Genomic DNA, 19,808 nt, shown 5'->3' with positions numbered 1-19,808 from the left:
ATTTATCGTTTTTTCTGTCGAGAATCCGCAAATTTCTGCGTCAGCTATGAAAATTTAAAACATGGTTGTGTTAAAGTTCGCCATTGATTAAATAAAGTCTAGAGCATTAAAAAATCTGCCATGCGGTTTACTAAAATAATCTTTTTTCTCCATAAATGAAATGTTTTACGCCATTTGACGCAAACTAAGATTTATCCTGATTCATAAGGAGGCTTAGTAATGGATAAAAAAGAATCGGCGCGCCAATTTCAAGATGACCTGGAACAATATAAGATGGACAATGTCGTAAACACGCCTAAAAATTACGTGTATCGAGTCGGATATGAAACAACGACTGGAAATGCGACGACTCCAGAACATACTGTTGTGAAAAAAACAAGGGAATTAAACGAGTAGAACCTTCAATCACAGAATTTCCCCGGATTGAAGGTTCCATTTTAAGAGGCTGGCTGATAAGCATAGTTTCTATGTTTTCAAGACAGCCTCCTGCCATAGTTTTTGCAATTCGTCTCTCGCTTCAGAAATGAAGGGATGAAATTGAATGTCCGCTTCACGCCTCGCTCTTTTTACGTCATCAATAGCCTTTATTATTTCTTGTTCCTGGACACGACCGATGCCTACTTTTCGGCAAATCGTTTTTCCTGCAACTACGCCTTGGGCCATCGCCACTTTTGCCCCTTCAATACCGGTGATGTTTCCTGCAACAAATAAACCGGCCGCGTTCGTTTCCATCGTTTCATCATGGAGGGGGACCATACCATTTAATCCGTCAAGGTATGCAAATGAACAGTCCGTATTAACCGCCAGCTCATAAAGAGGTGACAGTCCTCCCGATATACAAACAACATCAACTGATTCTTTATAAGGAAGACCGACAGCATCTCCTTTAAAATCAATTTTTGTCAAAACTGCTTGCTCCACCTCATTCTTCCCTTCAATCCCAATAAGGGAGCGGCGGAAATGAACCGGAATTCCCCATACTTTAAACCCCCATGGCGGATAAAGAACGGAGGCTATCTTGCGTCCGTTTTCTGTTTTCAATAAGTGTCCTCCCATACGAAGCAGCGGGGAAGGGGCATGATGAGTGAAGGATTTAAGTGAATCCATCAATTGATAAGGAACAGCCGCTTCTTTGGTAAACTCATTTTTCGAAAGCATAAACAATCCAATTACATCCACTCCCGCTAGTTTCATCGCTCTTGCTATGCTGAGTGATAAAATATCAATCCCCGCAATCGCCGCTTTTTGACCAGGTTTGATCCGATATACATTCGTCAATACTTGTGCCGCACCGATGGACATAACTCCAGGCAGCGTCCATCCAGGTATCGGCACCGGCTTTTCCACAGCACCGGTGGCGAGTAAAACTGCTTCCGCTTCAATCACGAATCCGTTGGAATACTGTTGGTGAACGTCCGATACAAATACATTCCATCCTTTTTCCAATGCCCACACTTGTTTGCCGGAAAGGATTTTTACATTCGCAGCTAATGCTCGCTGCACTAGCTGTTCTGCTTGTTCATAGCCTTTCCGCCATGTCCCGCTTACTAGTTCTTCATGCAGCTGACCAAGCAGTTTTCCTCCTGGTTTAGGATGATCATCGATGACAACGGCCGATCCCCCTCTTTCTCCGATTTCCCTTGCAGCCGTCAATCCTGCGGGACCGCCTCCTATAATTGCAACCTCTACTTTCAATGCTTTCCCTCTCCTTCTTCTGAAAAGAAACAGGCTCCTTGTTTAATTGGGGTCACACATGCCCGGACCATCCCGAATGTTTTTTCATAGATGCGGCAATCGTAACAATGCCCGATGCCGCAGTAAATCCCCCGGCCGCCCCCTCCTTTTTCGGTGGTTCGCAATGTCTTGATCCCGTTTGCCCATAGTGCGGAGGAGATAGTGTCACCTTCCATTCCTTTAATGACTTGTCCGTTAAATTCAAAGGTGATTTCTTTACCTGAAACAGAGGGAAGAATGGGGTGCTGAAATATTCTCATTTCCCTCCCCCCTTTCCTGTTACCATGGACAATGGCAATGGACGTACGGGAGCATGAATCGTCAGCTTGCTTGGTATCTGTTGGATCCCTGCATTCCGTTCCCGTACCATTGTTTCAAGCAGGGTACGGCATACGCGCCCTTGACACATACCCATCCCTGCTCTTGTGGCCATTTTTAGTTCCTGAGATGTACAGGCTCCGTTTGCTATCGCTTCTTTCAATTGACCATAATTAACCTCTTCACACCGGCAAATAATGACATCATTGCGGCTCATACGGCACTCCCCCAATCACTTTCATTGTTTGCAGCCGTTTTGGAGAAATGAATGACAGCAACTCTTCAATGTCATCGACTTGAACGTTTCCTGTCTCGTGGTCAGTAATCAGACACGAAAGCAGTTTTCCCATCACCGCTGACATTCCGTAACCATGCCCATTATAGCCGGCTGATATATAGCTGTTTTCATACTTACCTATCCTTCCAAAAAACGGAAGGTGATCAAGCGTAATTTCAACTGTTCCCGCAAATGCCCGCAATAACTGCTTTGAATGATAAGATGGGAACAACTCTAAAAATCGCTCTGTTAATAACTGAATAGCAAACGTTGTATTTGCTGTTTCAAAACCCGTTTGTTCCCAGGCACCGCCCCCGCCGTACAGTAAATTTCCGGCATGGCTTTGCTTTAAATAAAGCCCGTTTCCTGATACAAAGGGTTGGATTCTTCTTTGTTTGACGATTTCGGTCACCATGATTTGCGAGCGTCGCGGTGTAATGGTTATATCCATATGTAGATATTTCGCCACCTCGCTCGTCCATGGCCCCGTGCAAAGAACAACGGTATCACAGCCAATGTTCCCTTTATCGGTCTTCACTTTTCTGATGCGTGAGCCTATCGTTTCAAACCCCGTCACATCCGTATGACTTAACAGGGCCACACTGTCTCTATTCAAGACCTTGAGAAGGCTTGCCACAGTAGTGAAAGGATAGCTCTGACTGTCAATGGAGCTGAAGATTCCCCCGACCATTTGTGCTCTGATATCAGGAAGCACCTCCTGTACTTCCTCCTGAGATAACACATTTGTCTTCAAACCGCTTAACGTATATAGCTGGGCTGCCTTCTTGAGCTTCTCCAATTCATAGTCGTTTCTCGCCACCATCAAATGACCATTTTGTTCAAACTTTGTGTCGATTCCAAATGAAGAAAGCGCTTCCCATAATTCAATGGACAAACGGGCAAACGGAATTTCTGCCAATTCCCGTCCCATTGCCAGCACTCCGCCCCCATTTCTCCCGGAAGCGCCTCCTCCAAATGACTTCTTTTCGATCACAGTCACTTGAAAACCTTGACGCCGCATATAAAACGCACACATTAGTCCAACAATCCCTCCGCCAACGATGACGATATGATGTTTCCGCTCATGAGAATAACGATTGCAATCCATGTATTGCTTTAATATTTCATATCGTTTCTTTGCCTCGATCGCCTCTCTTTGCGATTCCTTTTTCATATCCAAACTGAGCAATGTTAACCGGTCTCGTTCTTCCGCCACCTTCGCTTATCCCCCTTAGACCTTTTCTCCATGACAGAAGCGTTCATCGCAGAGGTGAACGCTTCTATTACAGAGTCATTTCTTAATCATTTAGTACATCGCTTCTTCTCATCCTATTATGGAAAACCAGCATAATTCTCTATTTAACGATACGCAAAAAGGAGGATAACCGTTCGCTTGTCGGATTCGATAAAATGACTTTAGGGTCTCCTTGTTCTTCAATTTTTCCATTATGCATAAATACGACCCGGTCTGCCACTTCTTGTGCGAAGCCCATTTCATGAGTCACGACGACCATCGTCATCCCTTCTTGTGCCAGCTGTTTCATCACTTGCAGCACCTCTCCCACAAGCTCCGGATCAAGGGCGGATGTCGGTTCGTCAAACAACATGATTTTCGGTTTCATGGCAAGCGCCCTTGCAATAGCTACACGCTGTTGCTGACCGCCTGACAGCTTCTTCGGGTAAACATCTTTTTTATCAGCAAGGCCGACTTTTTCCAGTAAGGCAATCGCTTCTTGTTCCACTTCTTCCTTCTTCCTTTTCAATACTTGAATCGGAGCGACCATCACGTTTTGCAATACGGTCATATGGGGGAATAAATTGAACTGTTGAAACACCATGCCTACCTCTTGCCTGATTTTACTGATGTTTTTGACCGAATCATCCATCACAATTTGATCAATGATAACTTTTCCGTCCGATATCGTTTCAAGGCGATTCAAACAGCGAAGCAGCGTACTTTTCCCTGAACCGCTGGCACCGATCAGGGCCACTACCTCTCCTTTGTTGACCGTCAAATCGATTCCTTTTAACACTTCTAATTTGTCGAAGCTTTTGTGAAGATTTTCAATTTGAATAATGGTCTCTGCCTTTTCTGCTTTAATGGCTTGAACTTCCATCACAGCCACCTCCTACTGCTCGCTTACAGATAAACGAAGTTCGATTTTATTTAGGATAAACGTAAAGATCGTTGTTAAGAACAGGTACAGCACAGCTGCCGCGATGTAAAATTCAATGAAAGCATAGTTTGTCGAAGCATAACGCTGCGAGACCATCATTAACTCGGAAACCGTCACCAGAGATGCCAAAGATGAATCCTTTAACATCATGACAGCCTGATTTCCAAGGGCCGGAACGCTTACTCGAAACGCCTGCGGCAGTACAATTAATTTCATGATGCCTGTATAACGCATTCCTAATGATTGGGCAGCTTCAATCTGCCCTTTCGGAATGGACATGATGCCGCCGCGGTAAATTTCTGCAATATATGCAGCGGCATTCATTCCAAGAGCAATGACAGAAGAAACAAACGGCGACAGTTCAATGCCGAATTGCGGCAATCCAAAATACACAAGAAATAATTGAACTAGCATCGGCGTTCCGCGTATGATCCAAATATAAAAGTCCGCCATCCATTCGAGCGGTTTAATATTGGAAATTTTCATTAGTGCGATAAATAATCCTAACACCAACCCGACAATAATGGAGACGACAGAAAGTTCGAGCGTGACGATTGTCGCCTTTAACATAAAAGGAACAAAATCAGTAACTAAGGAAAAATCCAGCATCGTATCACCTCTTAACGAATGTCTTCACCAAACCATTTCATACTGATTTCTTTGTATGTGCCGTCCTCTTTCATTTCTTTTAAATGTTTGTTGATTTCTTCTCTCAGCTCATCTTCGCCTTTATTAAGAGAAATTCCCGCCGCTTCTTCAAAAAGGACATCTCCAACCGGCTTAAATGGATATCCATTTTCTTTAATGATACGAGCCCCTACCGCTTTATCTGTAATAACACCTTCCACCCGGTTTGCCGCAAGGTCCTGGAACGTGAGCAAATCACTCTTATAGTTTGACACTTGAGCACCAAGCTCTGTCGCTTTCGCTTCAAACGTCGTACCGATCGCTACGGCTATTTTTTTCCCTTTTATATCTTTTTCGGGATCTTTTATTCCGTCATACCCTTCGTTCACAAATACTTGTGCTCCTGTATGAAAATACGGATCTGTAAAATCTACTTTTTGCTGGCGTTCAGGCGTAATGGCCATGCTAGAAAGGATAATGTCATATTTTTTAGAAAGCAATCCGCCGATAATCGTATCCCATGGTGTTTCGACGAAGTTCGGCTTGACTCCCATTCTCGATGCAAGCTCGTTTGCGATATCAACATCAAAACCTACTAATTTATCTTCTTCATCATGATAGTTAAACGGAGGATATACCCCTTCAATCCCGATATTGATGGCTTTTTCTTCTTGAATGCGGGCTAGTACATTATCACCTTTCGTTCCTTCTTTGGATTCCCCTCCGCTGGCTGTTTCTTTGCTTCCACATGCCGTCAGCATTATGACCACCACAATTGCCATAAAGATACTCATCCATTTTCTCATTCTCATCCCTCTTTTCACTTTTTGACCATGCTTTTTCAAACAAAACCCATTCTATCTTTTTCTTTTTTCGGCCATCCACCTTTACGTGAGTGACCCTCCTTCTTTGAGCCCCATGATTTCACGTTAAATATGTAGAAGTCATATGATGTTCCCATCACCACCTGCTTTTACAAGAACCCCCTTCACCTTTTCTCCCTATTCATCACCACCTCTACGGTTATATGAGCACGTTACTTTTGTTTTCTACTATATACTTAATTAAATATAGAGCTTTTAATTCTCCATCCTTCTTTTAGCCGCTCCCTTACAATTATCAAAACTATTTTCACATAGTTTAATACGTATAAAAAAAGCCGAGCAAAATCATGCATCACCAAATAGAATGTTCGCTTAAACATTCTTAAATCGTGTTCATGTTTGCCCGGCTTTAATGAGACCATGGGAAGAGGTTGTCTTCCCACTTCATTTTAACCAAACGTTCTTGTGGGTGTTTTCTTCTTAATTATTTAACAAGTAATCTCATTCTTCAAAATGAATCTTCAGACCTGTTTTGGGATATTTTTCATAATTAATTATATTTTTCTATTTTTATATAGTCAACATAAAATTTAAAATATTTAGAATATTTTAAATTGATTCGTTATAAATCCTCTTTTTCCCATTTATACCCTCATATTATCCAGCTCGTTTCATCCGATTAAAAGAATCATTTTCCTTACACCACGTGCAACTGAAAAATCATTGCTTTCTCGGAACGATAAATGCCCGCTCACATTTTTCCAAGCCGATGCGAGGATAATAACTCATCGCTCCTTCAGCAGAAATTAAAATGAGTGTTACCGCATCGCCGATTTCACGTTGAATGAACGCTGTCAACTCTTTACCAATTCCTTGTTTTTGATAACTCTTGTCTACGGCTAAATCCGATAAATAACAGCAGTACACAGAATCCGTCAATGCCCTGGCAACTCCAACCACTTTATCGCCATCCCATGCTGTTACAAGCAAATCCGCTTTCTCCAGCATTTGCTCCAGACGGGGCAAATCATCTACAGGGCGTCGTATTCCGGAGTTTTGGAACACCTCTGCCAATTGTTCAGGTGCAATCCTTTGATTGATTTTATACACGATACTCATTGTTCTCTCTCCCTTTTCCATTTTTTTCAGTATACACTTTACTCAATGAACGAAAAAGAGGATATTCCCATAAAGGAAACATCCTCTTTTGATTCATCTATAATACTGTCGATATGACTGTAAAAGATGATCGGCTTCATGCTGATGAACATGGACAAAATAATGTTCATGACCGTCTCCCCTTAACTCCATGACCGTATCATGCTCAGGCCCCGTTAAAATTGCATATTTTTTCCCGTTTATTTCATACATATCATGCACGGAATATCTCATCTCTTGTCCATCATCATTGATGAAGGTCAATGCCGCTCCTAAAACATCGCCATCTAAATAGTTCGCATCCATTCATCTCACCTCATTATGATGTATATGATTAGCGTATCCGATTTTATCCATCATTATGAAAAGCTCTGTTATGGAAAACTTGCAAACCTCTATAACTTTTTAACGGATTGTACTTTTGATGACTGATTGAAAATTTAGGAAAGCCTCCTTATTTTCTTCGCTGATATTGAATTGCTTCATTTCGTTCCCCGCCATCAGCCAGTTCCTCCGAAAATTCGTGCTCTTTATGCGTGGTTTTTGAAACAAGTTTTGATGAACGGATAGTGGAAGCAGGCATATTTTATGATGAAGAGGTTAGCTTATACGTTTCCTCTGACGATACATGAATTCCGTTCCGCTTCAACAATGCAGCAGTCACTCCATTCCCCGTCACTTTACAGGCCGAAAAAGTTCCATCATATATTTTCGCCGATCCGCATGATGGACTGGACTCTTTCAAAATCGCTTCTTTTATCCCGGCAAGCTTTGCTGCTCGCAATGCCTCATAGGCTCCTTTTATAAACTTGCTTGTCACATCTTCTCCTGTGTTTGTGATTACTTTCGCTTTTCCGTCCAATACATCCTCTCCGTCTCCCCCTACAATTTCAGCAGGAGGCCGCGGAGTGGATAAACCGCCGATTTGTTCAGGGCAAATGAAGACAGCTTCCCCTTGCTCTACCATTTCCACAAAGCTCTGTACTGTATTGGATTTACCGTCATATCGGCATTCACAGCCTGTCAAACAAGCGCTTATTAATTTCATTTTTCCTCGTTCTCCCCTTTAGAAATTCTTCTTTTACTTTAAGTATAGCGAGGGAATAGAAAAAAGCCCAGCTTATTGGCTGGGCTTTTTTCTTACATATTTATACGGCCTTCCGCCTGTTCACAAGCGCGGACAGCTTCTTCATAAGAACTATGGACAGCTTGAATATTCTCGGGCTGCTTCGCCGCATTGCACGCATTATGTACAGCATTATAGGCATTTTGAAGCATGATAGCCTTATCTCCTTGTGTCATACCGATACAATCTTGGAGATTTTGAGCTACTTGCTGCAGTTGTTCCTGTGCCAGCTGCGGGTTTTGCAGCGCCTGTTGAAGCGCTTGTTTCGCCTGCTCTAACACTCGTTGTGCGTTTTGCATCCGCGTTTCCTCCTTGAGAAATAAAATGGCAACCAAAATTAACCTGCTCCAATCCAGCGCCATTTATGTGGAAAATCTTTTTGAAAGTCTTAATACCAAACTCCATCACAAAAGAAAGTGACATAGTATGTGCAATTTTCCAAGGGTGCCTTATTGATTAAAAGGAACACTATAATTGTCGAAAGATGACAACTACAGAAAATATAAAGGGGTAAAAATAATGAAGAATTCATATATGGCGAAAACAGCGATGACTTTCGCTCTTGCTTTATCTGTCATAAGCGGATGTAACAATGCAGCGAACGAAAATCAAATGACACAAACACCTGATACGAAAAAGGTTATCAATACGAAGAATGGCTACATTACCGGAGAACCTGTTGCTTATCGAACAGAAAATAATCGTGTAAATAATGGCATAACAGGAGAACCAGTCGGTTATTACGGAAATCAGAATTATTATCGGCCTCAAAGGGGTTTCACTAATGTTCCAGATAATAATCGGATGGATAGAACTCCAAATTTCGATCAAAATACCGGCATGTTGGATAGAAATGCCGATTTCAATCAAGCAGCTCCTTCTCCTGCAGCACCGCCAACACCAGAAACGGCTCAGCCTTCACCTCCTAAACAAACGCCATCCACATTTGCAGGTGATGGGATGATCCAGCAAGTCGTTCAGCTTACAAACGAACAGCGCCGAAAAAATGGAGCCCCTGATTTGCAAATAGATACGACATTAGCAAATATGGCTCAAGAGAAAGCGCAAGATATGCTAGAGAATAACTATTTTTCTCATACAAGTCCGACTTACGGTTCTCCTTTTGATATGATGAAAACATTTGGCATCTCTTATAGAACTGCTGGTGAAAATATTGCAAAAGGGCAGCAATCCGCCCAGCAAGTGGTAACTGATTGGATGAACAGTCCCGGCCACCGTGCCAACATTTTAAACGGCAGCTTTACTCACATCGGAGTAGGCCATACAACAAGTGAAGGCTATTGGACTCAAGAATTCATTGCTAAATAAAAGAGCGTGGGATATCCCACGCCTTTTCATTTTACTCTTTTATAATTTTTGTGATTGACTACAGTACGGATTGGTTCACCCGTATTGGGATTTTTTCCAACTTCAACGATAACCGAGTTTTCACGGACAACGATGACTTTCGCTTTTTCGCCTTTTCGTTCTCCTTGTTTAAACTGAATCGTGTCGCCAACTTGCGCTGCCTTCACTTTTTTCGGTTCTTTTTCCTGTGTTGTTTCTTCCTGCAGAAGCTCTTGTGCCATATATCATCTCTCCTTCGTTGGTTCCTTGTTAGTTTTGTTATCTCAGCCTTCATTCATTCGATTTTGTGTAGTTTCTGTCCATCCTTATATTGACATATAAGGAAGCAAGATAGCCAATACAAAGGAACATAAAAAAGCCGGCCATTTTCGCTAAATACTCTTTTGAAGCAACTTCCTTAATAGCGGGAATAATACATCCGGCAGTTCATCCACATTGGGGACAAGAATGCTGTATTTTCCGTAAATATTTTGAATCGTTTTTTGCTGGCCCTCATCAATATAACCGTTGGATAAAAAGACATTGATGACTTCAATCCCTTTTTTTCTCGCATCTAATACCGCTTCATGCGTATCGATGATCCCATTTTGTTCATAATCCATTGCAGCGGGCTCTCCGTCGGAAAAGACGAGTAAAAATTTTTGGGTTTCCGAACGCTTCAGCAATCGATTCGTCATATGACGGATCGCATACCCATCCCGATTGTCTTCTTCCGGTTCAAGCTGCATAATTTCAGGACCGCTTTTTCGTTTTAAAGAAGACGTAAAATCAATGACCGTCTTAAAGTAGTTCGGCTGCTTTGTTTCTGTTGCCTCGTTCGTATCTTCCCAAAAGCCGACGACTTCATGCGGGACACGTACAGAAGATAACGCTTCATGGAATAACGTGATCCCTAATTTCGTTTCATCCATTTTATCGAACATCGAGCCGGAACAATCGACAAGCAGCGAAAAGACAGCATCAATTTCAATAGATGGCTGGTGCTTTTTAAAAAACAGCCTTGGATTTTCATCCGTAAAAAGACGAAGAAGTTTTTTATTCAAACGGCCGAAATGCAAGTCTGTTCGCGGCAAGGTCTTTTTATGTTCTAACGTTTTTTCAATCATTTGTTTCAATTTCTTTTGATATGGAGCGATCGCTTTTTTATTTTCTTCATAACCGCGAACATGCTCAGGACCCGGCACGTCCGGTGTTTGAAAAACAGGGTAGGCATATTTATTGTCTTTCCCGAACTCGCTCTCGCCCCCGCCCTGTTCCTCATCACGGTTGCTTTCCATCGCTTCCATGTGAGAATAGTCATTTTGTTTACTTTTCCTTGCAGCTCCTTGGACCATTCCAAGAGCCTGGTCACCGTCTTCTCCTTCACGTCCGCCTTCACCCATTAAATCGGTTTTGGAGCCGTGCTCAATATCAAATTGTAAAAAGCTCTTGGTGGCTCTGCTCGTTTCACGGTGATGCGTTGGCATATCATTTTCATGAATGTCTTCATCGCCTTTCTGGATTTTTCCGAGCGAATCATCATTCTCAAGCTTCGCTTGACGCTTAAGGTCATCAAACGTCAGCCCCTCTTCCCACTCATCATAATCAAGTTCGGGCAAATGAAAATACATATTGAGCATATCACGTTCCAGCACTTCATCTAACACATCTGCAATCTCCATGACCATTTTCGTCAAATCCTGTGTCGCTTTCGCTTCATACACCTTTGTCAATTGATTGCGTACATATGGCAAGACCCGGTCAATCGGATCAGAAATCGATGGAATTTCCTCAAACGGATTATCGGTTGTCAACAAAAGGTACAAACCGTTAAAAAAGGCATCGGTCTGAACACTTTTGACAAGGTTCACATTCAACTGATCGTGAAAATATTTCCGGTACACATCTCTCCGCAAGGCAAACGCTTTTTTCGTACCTGGACGCTCTCGTTTGCAAAGCTCTTCAAGACGCAAATCTTCACACACCATCAGAAGCTGTTTGGCAAAGCTTGATACAGACAGCTTTCCTGCCTGCTTTAAAAAAGAGCCGATTTCTTTAAAATGAGTATGCCGATAACTCCCGATGCTGCGAAGAAACACATCTGTCTTCAAACCGGCGATCATTTCATGTGCGGGCCGGTTATCCCAAAAATGGCTCACAAATACTTTGCCTGCAAAGGGATCATAGTACGATTTAAAGGCATACTCCACCTGGATTTCATCTTGCTTTGTCAGCGTTTTAGCCAAATCGGCAAGCTCCATAAATAAAAAGGAGTCGATATTTTTATCGTTAAATTTAATAAATCTCATTGTTTACAACCTCACTCAAACAGCGTTTCCGCAATGTTTCGAATGGCTGCCTTTTCCCTTTCATCTTCTAGCTTTTCAATAATTCCGCGCTGGATTGCACGCATTGGCGGCAAGTAAACAGCCAGGTCGCACGTATCAATAAGAGCACGGATCGATGCCGCCTCCTCCGAAATTTGCCCGTTTTGTACTTGAATAATCAAGTCAGAAGAAAGATTCACAAATTTCTCTATTAACGCCTCGTCTTTCAATTGTGATTGGGAAGTTAATACGCTTTTTAAACTTTCCCCTTGAATATACGGAACTTCAATGACGACAAATCGGTTTTTCAGCGCTTCGTTTAACGGGACGGTTCCGACATATCCTTCGTTGATGGCTGCGACGACGCCAAATCCGGCGGAAGCTTTCACCACTTCTCCTGTAAATGGGTTCGTAATCATTTTGCGATAATCGAGCACCCCGTTAAGAACCGGAAGTGTCTCAGGTTTTGCCATGTTGATTTCATCAATATATAGGAGATGGCCCTTTTTCATCGCTTGAACGACAGGACCTGCGACAAATTCAATGGTCGTGTTTCCATCACGTTCACCAATCGTTTTAAAACCGAGCAGGGCTTCTGTATCCAAGTCCACGGAACAGTTGATGGAATGCATCGGCTGCTGAAAAATCGCCGACAATGTCTCTGCCAATTTCGTTTTCCCCGAACCGGTCGGGCCTTTCAGCAAGACATTTTTCCCTAGAGCCAATGCGATGACCGCATCGGTCAAAACCTCTTCCTCAGCTGCCTTATAGCCGCCTTTTCCAATTAGCATTTCATCTGCAGCAGACAGCTGAGCGCCCGCTCTATTTGAAAGTAATGATTTAATTTCCTCCGGTAATGATAATGCGTTTAAATCGAATGCCATAAAAACAATCCTTTCTTTCTCTCTCTCTCGTTGTCCAATTAGTCCACTTATGTATTCTACTATATAAATCCACATAAATCATTCGACATGGGATAAAAAACAGATTTACGCATAAGCGGCTGGCAAGCTCCCTTACGGGTTCTTGCCAGCCGCTTATACAATATAAAAGAACAGAAAATCATAGATAGGATAAAAAATCAAGAACATTGTTAAAAACGCGGGAAGCTTATTATAGAAAGCCAAAATACTCTTTACTGCACACTATACATGAGACTCGCGTAGCAAGCCACCACTAATAAGAGACTAAATAGAAAGGCCGCGGCCGCTGAAGCTCTTTTTAAAAAGAACACCATCATCAAACATGCGAAGACGACTGCCGTCATTCCAAAGGCGAGAGATAGTGCATTTCCATCCAACTCAACGTTCATGTCCGTGGGAATCGTCCCGCTGTAGAGGCCATCAAAAATTGGAGAGGCTCCTTCCATTCTTAACGCTGTTTCCAAGTCATGCGGCGGAGACTGCTGTCCCAACAAGCCTGTTAGTGCAAAAATAATCAGTAACAGTAAAGCCTCTGCTTTTAGCCATGGCAATGGCTTGAATCCTTCCCCTTCTCTCACCGCTTTTTTGGCCAATATGCCATTCATGACGGCAAAGAGCAGAATCGGTATGAAAAATAAATGTTTAAACAGCAAGGTTTGCCCATAAGACACAAGCCATATGTCCGCGTATTGCTCGTATGGAACAATCGTGTCCATAATGATAAATCCTGAAATCGACAGAATGATGACACATCCAACGGCAAGCGGGGTAAACCATTTCAGAAATGCCGCCCAGTTTGTAGAGTCTTTCGCAAAAAAGGCAACATTCAATAAAATGCCGGTCCAAATGATAACCGCTAAAAAGTGAAGCGTGTGCCCGACAAACCCTTTCCAAAATGAAAGTGAGCTTGCATGACTCGACCATCCGACCGCAAGAACTAGACATATCATACAAATAATAGAGATGTAAAATAATTTCGTTCTATTTTGCTTGACAGCAATGAATGTAAACATGAGCAGCAAAAGAGTGAGCAAAGCTGTCAGCAGCCAAGCTTGCCCGATTTCAAATGTCCCCAAAACAGATCCCAGCGTGGACGAAAACCCTATTTGTTCACTTAAAAATAGAGCAATGCGCAAAATCGGAAAAAAGGACAAAACCGGAATCCCGACGATTGCCAGATACAAAAAAGCAGGCGGCATCGAAATGTCCGGCCGCTGCTGTACCGGCCTTGTTTGCAAAATGAAATAACCCATTAAAATCGAAAAGAAAAAATATAAAAGTGCTTCGCTAACCACTGTGGCATAAAACATTGTATTTAACCCTTTCTTTTTCGTAAAAAGAAGAGGCTGCCAATGGCAATGGCCGCTAAAATCGCAACAAGAACGATTGGAAAGGATGATGTTGATTCATCTGCTGTTTGTTCTTCAACGACTTCATTTTCCTCCGTCGCCGGCGCTTGATCCACGTTGCTTTCTTTCGCTTGTTTCATTTCTTCCTTTGCAGGCTCTTCAGCTGCTTGATCAGACACATCAACTTGAAATGCGATTGATCCTTTAATCGGATGGCCGTCTGCTCCGATAATGTTCCAATCCAATGTATACTGGTCATTTGGAAGAGGTTCAGCTGTTACCCCTTTTAGGACGTCGTTTTCGATGGTGATATTTACATCAACAACTTCATTTGTGGAATTCTTTAGTTCAAACGTGCTTCCATTTTCAATTTTTGTTGCATATGTCAATACGATTTCCTGCATTGATTCTTGAATAATGTCTCCATCTTTTGGTATAGAAGTTTCCAAAGCAGTATGGGCAAATGCCTGGTTAGTTAGGATGAAGAAAAAGACGGTAATGAGTGCTATCATTTTTTTCATATATTAAGCTCCTTTCAATCATAATTAAGTTATGTATTTTCTCCACATTTACCAAATATATCATGAAAATGTGTGAAAAGTGTGAAACGAAAAAGAGTTGGAGTTTTCTTATAATTTTATTCCCTATTGACTTCCCATTTAATCTAACATACAATCAAATCGTAACAATTACGATTTGAGAGGAGACCTACATATGCGCGTAAATATTACTTTGCAATGCACAGAATCAGGTGATCGCAATTATATCACAACAAAAAATAAACGAAACAACCCTGACCGAATTGAACTAAAAAAGTATTGCCCTCGTTTAAAGAAACATACCATTCATCGTGAAACAAAGTAATCCAGCTTCATGACAAGGCCTGTTAGAGCTTATTTTCCAGCTTTAACAGGCTGATGTTGTTATGGATTAGACAATCATCAAATTCCTTAAAATGGAATTTTCCGCCTCTTGCCAAATGGCTTTGCTTTCGATATGATAATTATACAAGCGATATATACAATAGCTCTTCACTCTAAGTAAACTTTACGGATGGTGAAGACATGCCGTACATACCTGCGATGCTCGTATGCTCGCTGTTGTCTCAAACCGATGTGATAAATAAGGGAGTCCAATATTCAACTGCCGATAACATGCCCTTGGATTTAGGGACGTTAAAAGCGGTTGTGCGAACGCCCACCTGCGAGTGCGGGTTTTGAGACACTTTGAGTTACGACAGAGCGGGGTGTTTTCATTTAACTTATGAGACGACCAATAAAATACCCATAATATACTATACCCTTAAACACCCCGTTTCGATGATGAAACAGGGTGTTTTTTATAGCAATACATACTAAGAATTTGTGTAATGACGAAAAAAGAGAAAAATCCCACTCTCTGTTTCGTTCCTATTGATTTCGTTGTTTTAACAAGCGGATAAAATTTTCATCCCGCTCCTGAATTTGCTGTTGGACGGATTGGTCATCATATGAATAAAAACCTTCTCCCGTTTTTACTCCGAGCTTCCCTTCTTCAACCAGTTTGCCTAAAAATGACGGAGTGGAGTCCGCGTTGGATAGCAGTGGAAACAGATGATCAAAGACACGTTTTAATGTGTCTAAGCCTCCAAAGTCATTGGTTTTTAGCGGACCGATAAATGCCCAGCGGAATCCTAATCCATCTTTCATGGCAGTATCTATATCTTCCGGAGACGCCACACCGTTCTCAAGAAGCCAGTACACTTCCCTTGCTACTGCAGCTTGCAGACGGTTCGCCACAAAACCCGGTACTTCTTTTTGCAGCACGATCGGTGATTTTTTGATAGACTCTATGTATTGCTTTGTTGCTTCCACCACTGTTGAAGCGGTTTTGGCATCCTGAATAATTTCAACAAGCGGAACAAGCTGTGCCGGATTAAAAAAGTGGGTAATGACAAAACGTTCTGGATGCTGCGCATGCTGACGCAGTGTCGATAGCGGAAAAGCGGATGTATTCGATGCAATGATGACTTCTTTCTCCACTATCTCTTCAATTTGACGGAAAATATCCCATTTCAATTCAATGACTTCAGGCACTACTTCAATCACCATTCCAACATCTGTGACGGCTTCTGCTAGACTGGTTGTATAGGAAAGGTTTCGTAAAGCCTGTTCTCTTGTCTCTTGCGTGATCAGTCCTTCTCTCACAAACAAGGCCATGCTATTTTCGATCAATTCTTTTGCTTTTTCCAGGCCTTGTTCCGCTACATCATATAGACGAACATCATAACCTTCTTGTGCATATAGTTGGGCGATGCCGTGACCCATCACTCCCGCTCCTAATACAGCAATTCTTTTCATCGTTGTTCTCCCCTTTTGTCGATTGAAAATCATTCATCTCCTGATATTTCGACAAATAAAGCGTTTTCTCCTCTCGAAATGGATACATGTTAATAACTCTTGAAAATGAAACAATACTTTCTCTATGAAGTCAAAAAGAAAGGAGCTTAAATATGAAGAAACGAAAATGGATTCTCATCTTTCTCTTCGTTTTAATAGGGACATTTTTATATACAGCCGGGAGCATTATTTCTGTCAGCTTCCAAAATGAACAGGTGAAAACGGATGCTGCCGTTGTTCTTGGTGCGGCCGTCATAAATGACAAGCCCTCTCCGGTTTTAAAAGAGCGGATCAATCATGCCGTTCTGCTCTATCGTAAAGGAATGGTTGAAAAAATCATTTTTACAGGTGGAAAATCAGAAGAAGATACATTGGCAGAATCAGAGGCAGGAAAACAATATGCACTTTCAAAGGGAGTCCATCAAGAAGACATGTTCATTGAAACACATTCTGCCATCACCGAAGAAAATTTGCAGCAAGCGAAGGAGATAGGAGAAAAACAGCAGCTTCGTACATACACCATCGTAAGTGACCCCCTTCATATGAAGCGGGCCATGGTCATGGCACACGACTTCGGAATGGCTGCTTACCCTTCTCCTACCGGCACATCTGCCTATCAAAGCTGGAAAACAAAGCTGCCTTTTCTGGCCAGGGAAGTCTTTTTTTATACAGGCTATATGCTCACCAAGCCTTTTAGAGGATAAAGAGAAAACGGCTGTCCCCCAAGACTGTAGAAATCATATTTTCCTGAAAGGCCCAATCACAGAATCCTTGATTTTACTGGAGTTTCACGACGGGCACTTTCGGTCATCCTCCTTCTTCTTTGTTAAATAATCATGAATCAACGTAAAGACATCTTGTCTAATTTCATCACGTTCGTTCAACAAATGATGTTTTCCTTCTTCTACAAGACGAACAGATGCAAATGGAAACTTTTTCAGCAGAAATACAACATTATGCTGCCAATCCACGGTTGTGTCATCTTTTCCTTGAATGATGAACACATCTGCCCCGCTCGGAGTGGCTTTTTTTATATCATCATTCCATCTCATTAATGCTTCGGCCCAACTAAGCGGGACTTTATCATGCTGTAAGGGATCGTTTTTTATAAATCTTAAAAACGCTTCATTCGATGAATTTGTTCGAACGACTCTCTTCAATTCGGAAACAAGCGGCTTAAGCAATTTGATACCGATGGTCGATGCATTCCAACGATAAGAACGAACAAGAGGACAAATGAACACCGCTTTTTGTATGACGGAAGCTTCTTTATCATACAAAAGATAATGCATCGCCGCTGCCGCCCCTGTACTGTGGGCAATGAAATAGACAGGAGAATCCGTTTTGGCCAAATGTCTCCGCACGATTTCCTTTACGCTTTCTGCATAGTAGGAGAATTCCAAAATGGACGCCCTCTCCCCTGTCGACAACCCGTGACCGGGAAAATCGATGGTCCACACATGAAATCCTTTGTCAACGAAATAACGAATCGTTTCATTTAACACTCCTGCATGATCGTAATAGCCATGCAGAAGGAGGATATGGCCTTTGACATCTTCTGGGCGAAAAGATTGAACGAACAACCTCTCATCCCCGACTCGTTCGTATCCATAACGGTATAAAACTTGTTTAATTGGAAGCCTATAATAGGCAGCATACCGTTGGACATTTTCATTCAGTTCCGATGGTGCATCAGTAAAGAGCATGTGGTGATTGTTGCGGATGCTATCCATGATTTGTTTCATAATCCATCTACCTTTTATGAAAATAATTGATATTCTACAGCGCCTATTTTCTCCCGCACTGTTCAATAATGCGAGCCAGTTTTTTAATGCCGCTTCGTAAGTTTTCCGGTGATTCATATCCGTATGAGAGACGGATATGAGTGGAATCCGCCTGATTATACAGGCTGCCCGGGTTGATTAATAAATGCTGTTTGAACGCCTCTTCAAACAGCATGGACAAAGGAATGGTTTGATGAAGCTTGACCCAAATGAAAAACCCTCCTGTCGGTTTTCTCCACGTCCCTAGATGAGGCATATATTGCTGTAACGCTTTTAGTGCGGCATCTCTTCTAATTTTTAACGATTCCCTCATCTTTTGCAAATGTTCTTCATACAAGCCGCTTTCCAACAGCTCAGCCACTGCCCATTGCGAAAGAGAGCTCGTTCCATAATCGATTTGCATTTTCAGATCGGCCAATCGGTTGATCACCGATTCAGGACCCGCGATCCATCCGATACGCAAACCGGCTCCGAAACTTTTGGACATGCTGTTTAAATAAAGAACAAGACCATTTTTGTCCATTGCTTTCAAAGGAAGCGGTGCCTCTTCATCAAGCCAAACATCACGGTAAATATCATCTTCTACAATAGGAAGGCGCTTTTGTTCACATATATTCAGCAACTCTTTCCTTCTCTTCGCTGACATCGTAATACTTGTTGGGTTATGGAAGCAAGGAATCGTATAAAGCAGGGAGGGGGTAGCTATCGCTTCGATGCTGGAAGGTTTCACACCTTCTTCATCAAGAGGAATGGCCGCCATCTTCATACCTGCCGACTGAAAAATGGGCAGTGATTGTAAGTAAGAAGGATTTTCCAATAAAATCGTCGATCCTTTTTTCAACAACCCGATAGAGATGAGCTGCAGCGCTTGGAGAGCACCCGATACAATCAGGATACTCCCTGGTGACACATTGATTCCCCTTTTTCCTAAATGAATGCTGATTTGTTCTCTTAGCGGCAATAGTCCCTTCGGCTCCTCATAACCGATTGAACGTATTTTAGCAGGGATACGCGTAAGAATGGTTTCTATCGTTTTCGCTGAAAATAGTTCAGGGGGCGGCCCTCCCAGGCTAAGACGAATAAAATCCGCTTTCGATTCTGCTTGATTGATGGCCTGCATCATGGAAAAGTTAGGACGATAAATTCCCGTCTTAACATACTCATCCCAATCTGGAGGGGCCTCATTCGACATAAGTGACCACGTATTGTTCACGACTCTTGTGCCGCTCCCCATCTTGGCTTCAATTAACCCTTCTGCTTTCAGTTCGTCATATGCTGTTCCGATTGTGCTTCGGTTTACCTGGAGCGCTGCGGCCAGCGCCCTTTCTGTCGGTAATTTACTGCCGATCGGCCACTCCCCGTTTCCGATTTTCCCTTTAATCCAATCGACGATTTGTTTATAGATGGGAACATCGCTATTTTTGGCCGGTTGCCAATCCAAACTAATCATCCTTTTCCA

23 protein-coding genes and 1 other RNA gene are annotated in these 19,808 nt (G+C 42.3%); 5 read left to right on the top strand and 19 right to left on the bottom strand.

Annotated features, from left to right (window positions below; all coding sequences use genetic code 11):
• Window positions 1-219 precede the first annotated feature (219 nt).
• Window positions 220-396 carry a hypothetical protein gene (locus BK575_RS28545; RefSeq protein ID WP_169907730.1) on the top strand — a complete coding sequence of 59 codons (177 nt, stop codon included), beginning with the start codon at window positions 220-222 and terminating at the stop codon, window positions 394-396.
• 69 nt (window positions 397-465) lie between these two features.
• Here the strand turns inward: BK575_RS28545 and BK575_RS10650 are convergent, their stop codons facing one another.
• The 11 genes from BK575_RS10650 to BK575_RS10600 all read right to left on the bottom strand — a co-directional run bounded on the left by BK575_RS10650 (window position 466) and on the right by BK575_RS10600 (window position 8,540).
• Entirely contained in the window at window positions 466-1,695 is a 1,230-nt protein-coding gene (locus tag BK575_RS10650) for an NAD(P)/FAD-dependent oxidoreductase (RefSeq protein ID WP_169907729.1), read from the bottom strand.
• Window positions 1,692-1,994 (bottom strand): 2Fe-2S iron-sulfur cluster-binding protein, encoded by a 303-nt coding sequence (locus tag BK575_RS10645; RefSeq protein ID WP_078410354.1) that lies wholly within the window; start codon window positions 1,992-1,994, stop codon window positions 1,692-1,694. The genes BK575_RS10650 and BK575_RS10645 overlap by 4 nt, the downstream gene beginning before the upstream one ends.
• The gene (locus tag BK575_RS10640) at window positions 1,991-2,269 is read right to left on the bottom strand and encodes a (2Fe-2S)-binding protein (protein ID WP_078410353.1); all 279 of its coding nucleotides are present in this window, start codon (window positions 2,267-2,269) and stop codon (window positions 1,991-1,993) included. Before BK575_RS10640 ends, BK575_RS10645 begins: the two co-directional genes overlap by 4 nt.
• Window positions 2,256-3,545, bottom strand: coding sequence for an NAD(P)/FAD-dependent oxidoreductase (locus BK575_RS10635; RefSeq protein WP_078410352.1), 1,290 nt, complete (start codon window positions 3,543-3,545; stop codon window positions 2,256-2,258). Before BK575_RS10635 ends, BK575_RS10640 begins: the two co-directional genes overlap by 14 nt.
• Before the next feature lie 139 nt (window positions 3,546-3,684).
• Entirely contained in the window at window positions 3,685-4,446 is a 762-nt protein-coding gene (locus BK575_RS10630; protein ID WP_078410351.1) for an amino acid ABC transporter ATP-binding protein, read from the bottom strand.
• 12 nt (window positions 4,447-4,458) lie between these two features.
• Window positions 4,459-5,115, bottom strand: coding sequence for an amino acid ABC transporter permease (locus tag BK575_RS10625; RefSeq protein WP_139368015.1), 657 nt, complete (start codon window positions 5,113-5,115; stop codon window positions 4,459-4,461).
• An 11-nt stretch (window positions 5,116-5,126) separates the two neighbouring features.
• Window positions 5,127-5,939, bottom strand: coding sequence for an ABC transporter substrate-binding protein (locus tag BK575_RS10620; protein WP_169907726.1), 813 nt, complete (start codon window positions 5,937-5,939; stop codon window positions 5,127-5,129).
• A gap of 738 nt (window positions 5,940-6,677) precedes the next feature.
• On the bottom strand, window positions 6,678-7,076 hold the full coding sequence (locus BK575_RS10615) for a GNAT family N-acetyltransferase (protein WP_078410349.1): 399 nt from the start codon (window positions 7,074-7,076) through the stop codon (window positions 6,678-6,680).
• 93 nt (window positions 7,077-7,169) lie between these two features.
• The gene (locus tag BK575_RS10610) at window positions 7,170-7,421 is read right to left on the bottom strand and encodes a hypothetical protein (RefSeq protein WP_078410348.1); all 252 of its coding nucleotides are present in this window, start codon (window positions 7,419-7,421) and stop codon (window positions 7,170-7,172) included.
• Window positions 7,422-7,701: 280 nt separating this feature from the next.
• Window positions 7,702-8,163 (bottom strand): 2-thiouracil desulfurase family protein, encoded by a 462-nt coding sequence (locus BK575_RS10605; RefSeq protein WP_078410347.1) that lies wholly within the window; start codon window positions 8,161-8,163, stop codon window positions 7,702-7,704.
• A 92-nt stretch (window positions 8,164-8,255) separates the two neighbouring features.
• A complete protein-coding gene (locus tag BK575_RS10600) occupies window positions 8,256-8,540 on the bottom strand; it encodes a hypothetical protein (RefSeq protein ID WP_078410346.1) in 285 nt (94 codons plus the stop codon).
• A gap of 220 nt (window positions 8,541-8,760) precedes the next feature.
• On the opposite strand from BK575_RS10600, the gene BK575_RS10595 reads away from it, so the two are divergent.
• Complete coding sequence (locus BK575_RS10595) at window positions 8,761-9,570, top strand: CAP domain-containing protein (protein ID WP_235867362.1); 810 nt, start codon at window positions 8,761-8,763, stop codon at window positions 9,568-9,570.
• Between the two features lie 26 nt (window positions 9,571-9,596).
• On the opposite strand, the gene BK575_RS10590 is transcribed toward BK575_RS10595, so the two are convergent.
• The 5 genes from BK575_RS10590 to BK575_RS10570 all read right to left on the bottom strand — a co-directional run bounded on the left by BK575_RS10590 (window position 9,597) and on the right by BK575_RS10570 (window position 14,708).
• Window positions 9,597-9,830, bottom strand: a complete 234-nt coding sequence (locus BK575_RS10590) for a DUF2187 family protein (protein ID WP_078410345.1) — start codon at window positions 9,828-9,830, stop codon at window positions 9,597-9,599.
• A 150-nt stretch (window positions 9,831-9,980) separates the two neighbouring features.
• Complete coding sequence (locus tag BK575_RS10585) at window positions 9,981-11,897, bottom strand: vWA domain-containing protein (RefSeq protein ID WP_078410344.1); 1,917 nt, start codon at window positions 11,895-11,897, stop codon at window positions 9,981-9,983.
• 11 nt (window positions 11,898-11,908) lie between these two features.
• Complete coding sequence (locus BK575_RS10580; RefSeq protein ID WP_078410343.1) at window positions 11,909-12,799, bottom strand: ATP-binding protein; 891 nt, start codon at window positions 12,797-12,799, stop codon at window positions 11,909-11,911.
• A 251-nt stretch (window positions 12,800-13,050) separates the two neighbouring features.
• A complete protein-coding gene (locus BK575_RS10575) occupies window positions 13,051-14,148 on the bottom strand; it encodes a copper resistance D family protein (RefSeq protein ID WP_078410342.1) in 1,098 nt (365 codons plus the stop codon).
• A 5-nt stretch (window positions 14,149-14,153) separates the two neighbouring features.
• Complete coding sequence (locus BK575_RS10570) at window positions 14,154-14,708, bottom strand: copper resistance CopC family protein (RefSeq protein ID WP_078410341.1); 555 nt, start codon at window positions 14,706-14,708, stop codon at window positions 14,154-14,156.
• Between the two features lie 193 nt (window positions 14,709-14,901).
• Here BK575_RS10570 and rpmG point away from each other — a divergent pair, with 193 nt between their 5' ends.
• A complete protein-coding gene (gene rpmG / locus BK575_RS10565) occupies window positions 14,902-15,051 on the top strand; it encodes a 50S ribosomal protein L33 (protein ID WP_028395497.1) in 150 nt (49 codons plus the stop codon).
• 207 nt (window positions 15,052-15,258) lie between these two features.
• Window positions 15,259-15,438: non-coding RNA, 6S RNA (ssrS, locus tag BK575_RS10560), on the top strand.
• A 158-nt stretch (window positions 15,439-15,596) separates the two neighbouring features.
• Here the strand turns inward: ssrS and BK575_RS10555 are convergent.
• Complete coding sequence (locus tag BK575_RS10555) at window positions 15,597-16,526, bottom strand: 3-hydroxyacyl-CoA dehydrogenase family protein (RefSeq protein WP_078410340.1); 930 nt, start codon at window positions 16,524-16,526, stop codon at window positions 15,597-15,599.
• 152 nt (window positions 16,527-16,678) lie between these two features.
• On the opposite strand from BK575_RS10555, the gene BK575_RS10550 reads away from it, so the two are divergent.
• Window positions 16,679-17,269, top strand: coding sequence for a YdcF family protein (locus BK575_RS10550; RefSeq protein WP_078410339.1), 591 nt, complete (start codon window positions 16,679-16,681; stop codon window positions 17,267-17,269).
• Between the two features lie 84 nt (window positions 17,270-17,353).
• Here the strand turns inward: BK575_RS10550 and BK575_RS10545 are convergent, their stop codons facing one another.
• Together BK575_RS10545 and pdxR are read right to left on the bottom strand one after the other, a co-directional pair.
• A complete protein-coding gene (locus BK575_RS10545) occupies window positions 17,354-18,310 on the bottom strand; it encodes an alpha/beta hydrolase (protein WP_169907724.1) in 957 nt (318 codons plus the stop codon).
• Window positions 18,311-18,353: 43 nt separating this feature from the next.
• Window positions 18,354-19,799, bottom strand: a complete 1,446-nt coding sequence (gene pdxR, locus BK575_RS10540; protein ID WP_078410337.1) for a MocR-like pyridoxine biosynthesis transcription factor PdxR — start codon at window positions 19,797-19,799, stop codon at window positions 18,354-18,356.
• Window positions 19,800-19,808 lie beyond the last annotated feature (9 nt).

It is taken from the genome of Priestia abyssalis, from assembly GCF_002019595.1.
GTDB classification, from domain to species: domain Bacteria; phylum Bacillota; class Bacilli; order Bacillales; family Bacillaceae_H; genus Bacillus_BA; species Bacillus_BA abyssalis.
Note: the sequence above shows the minus strand (reverse complement) of the source record. Positions and strands in the feature narration are given on the sequence as shown.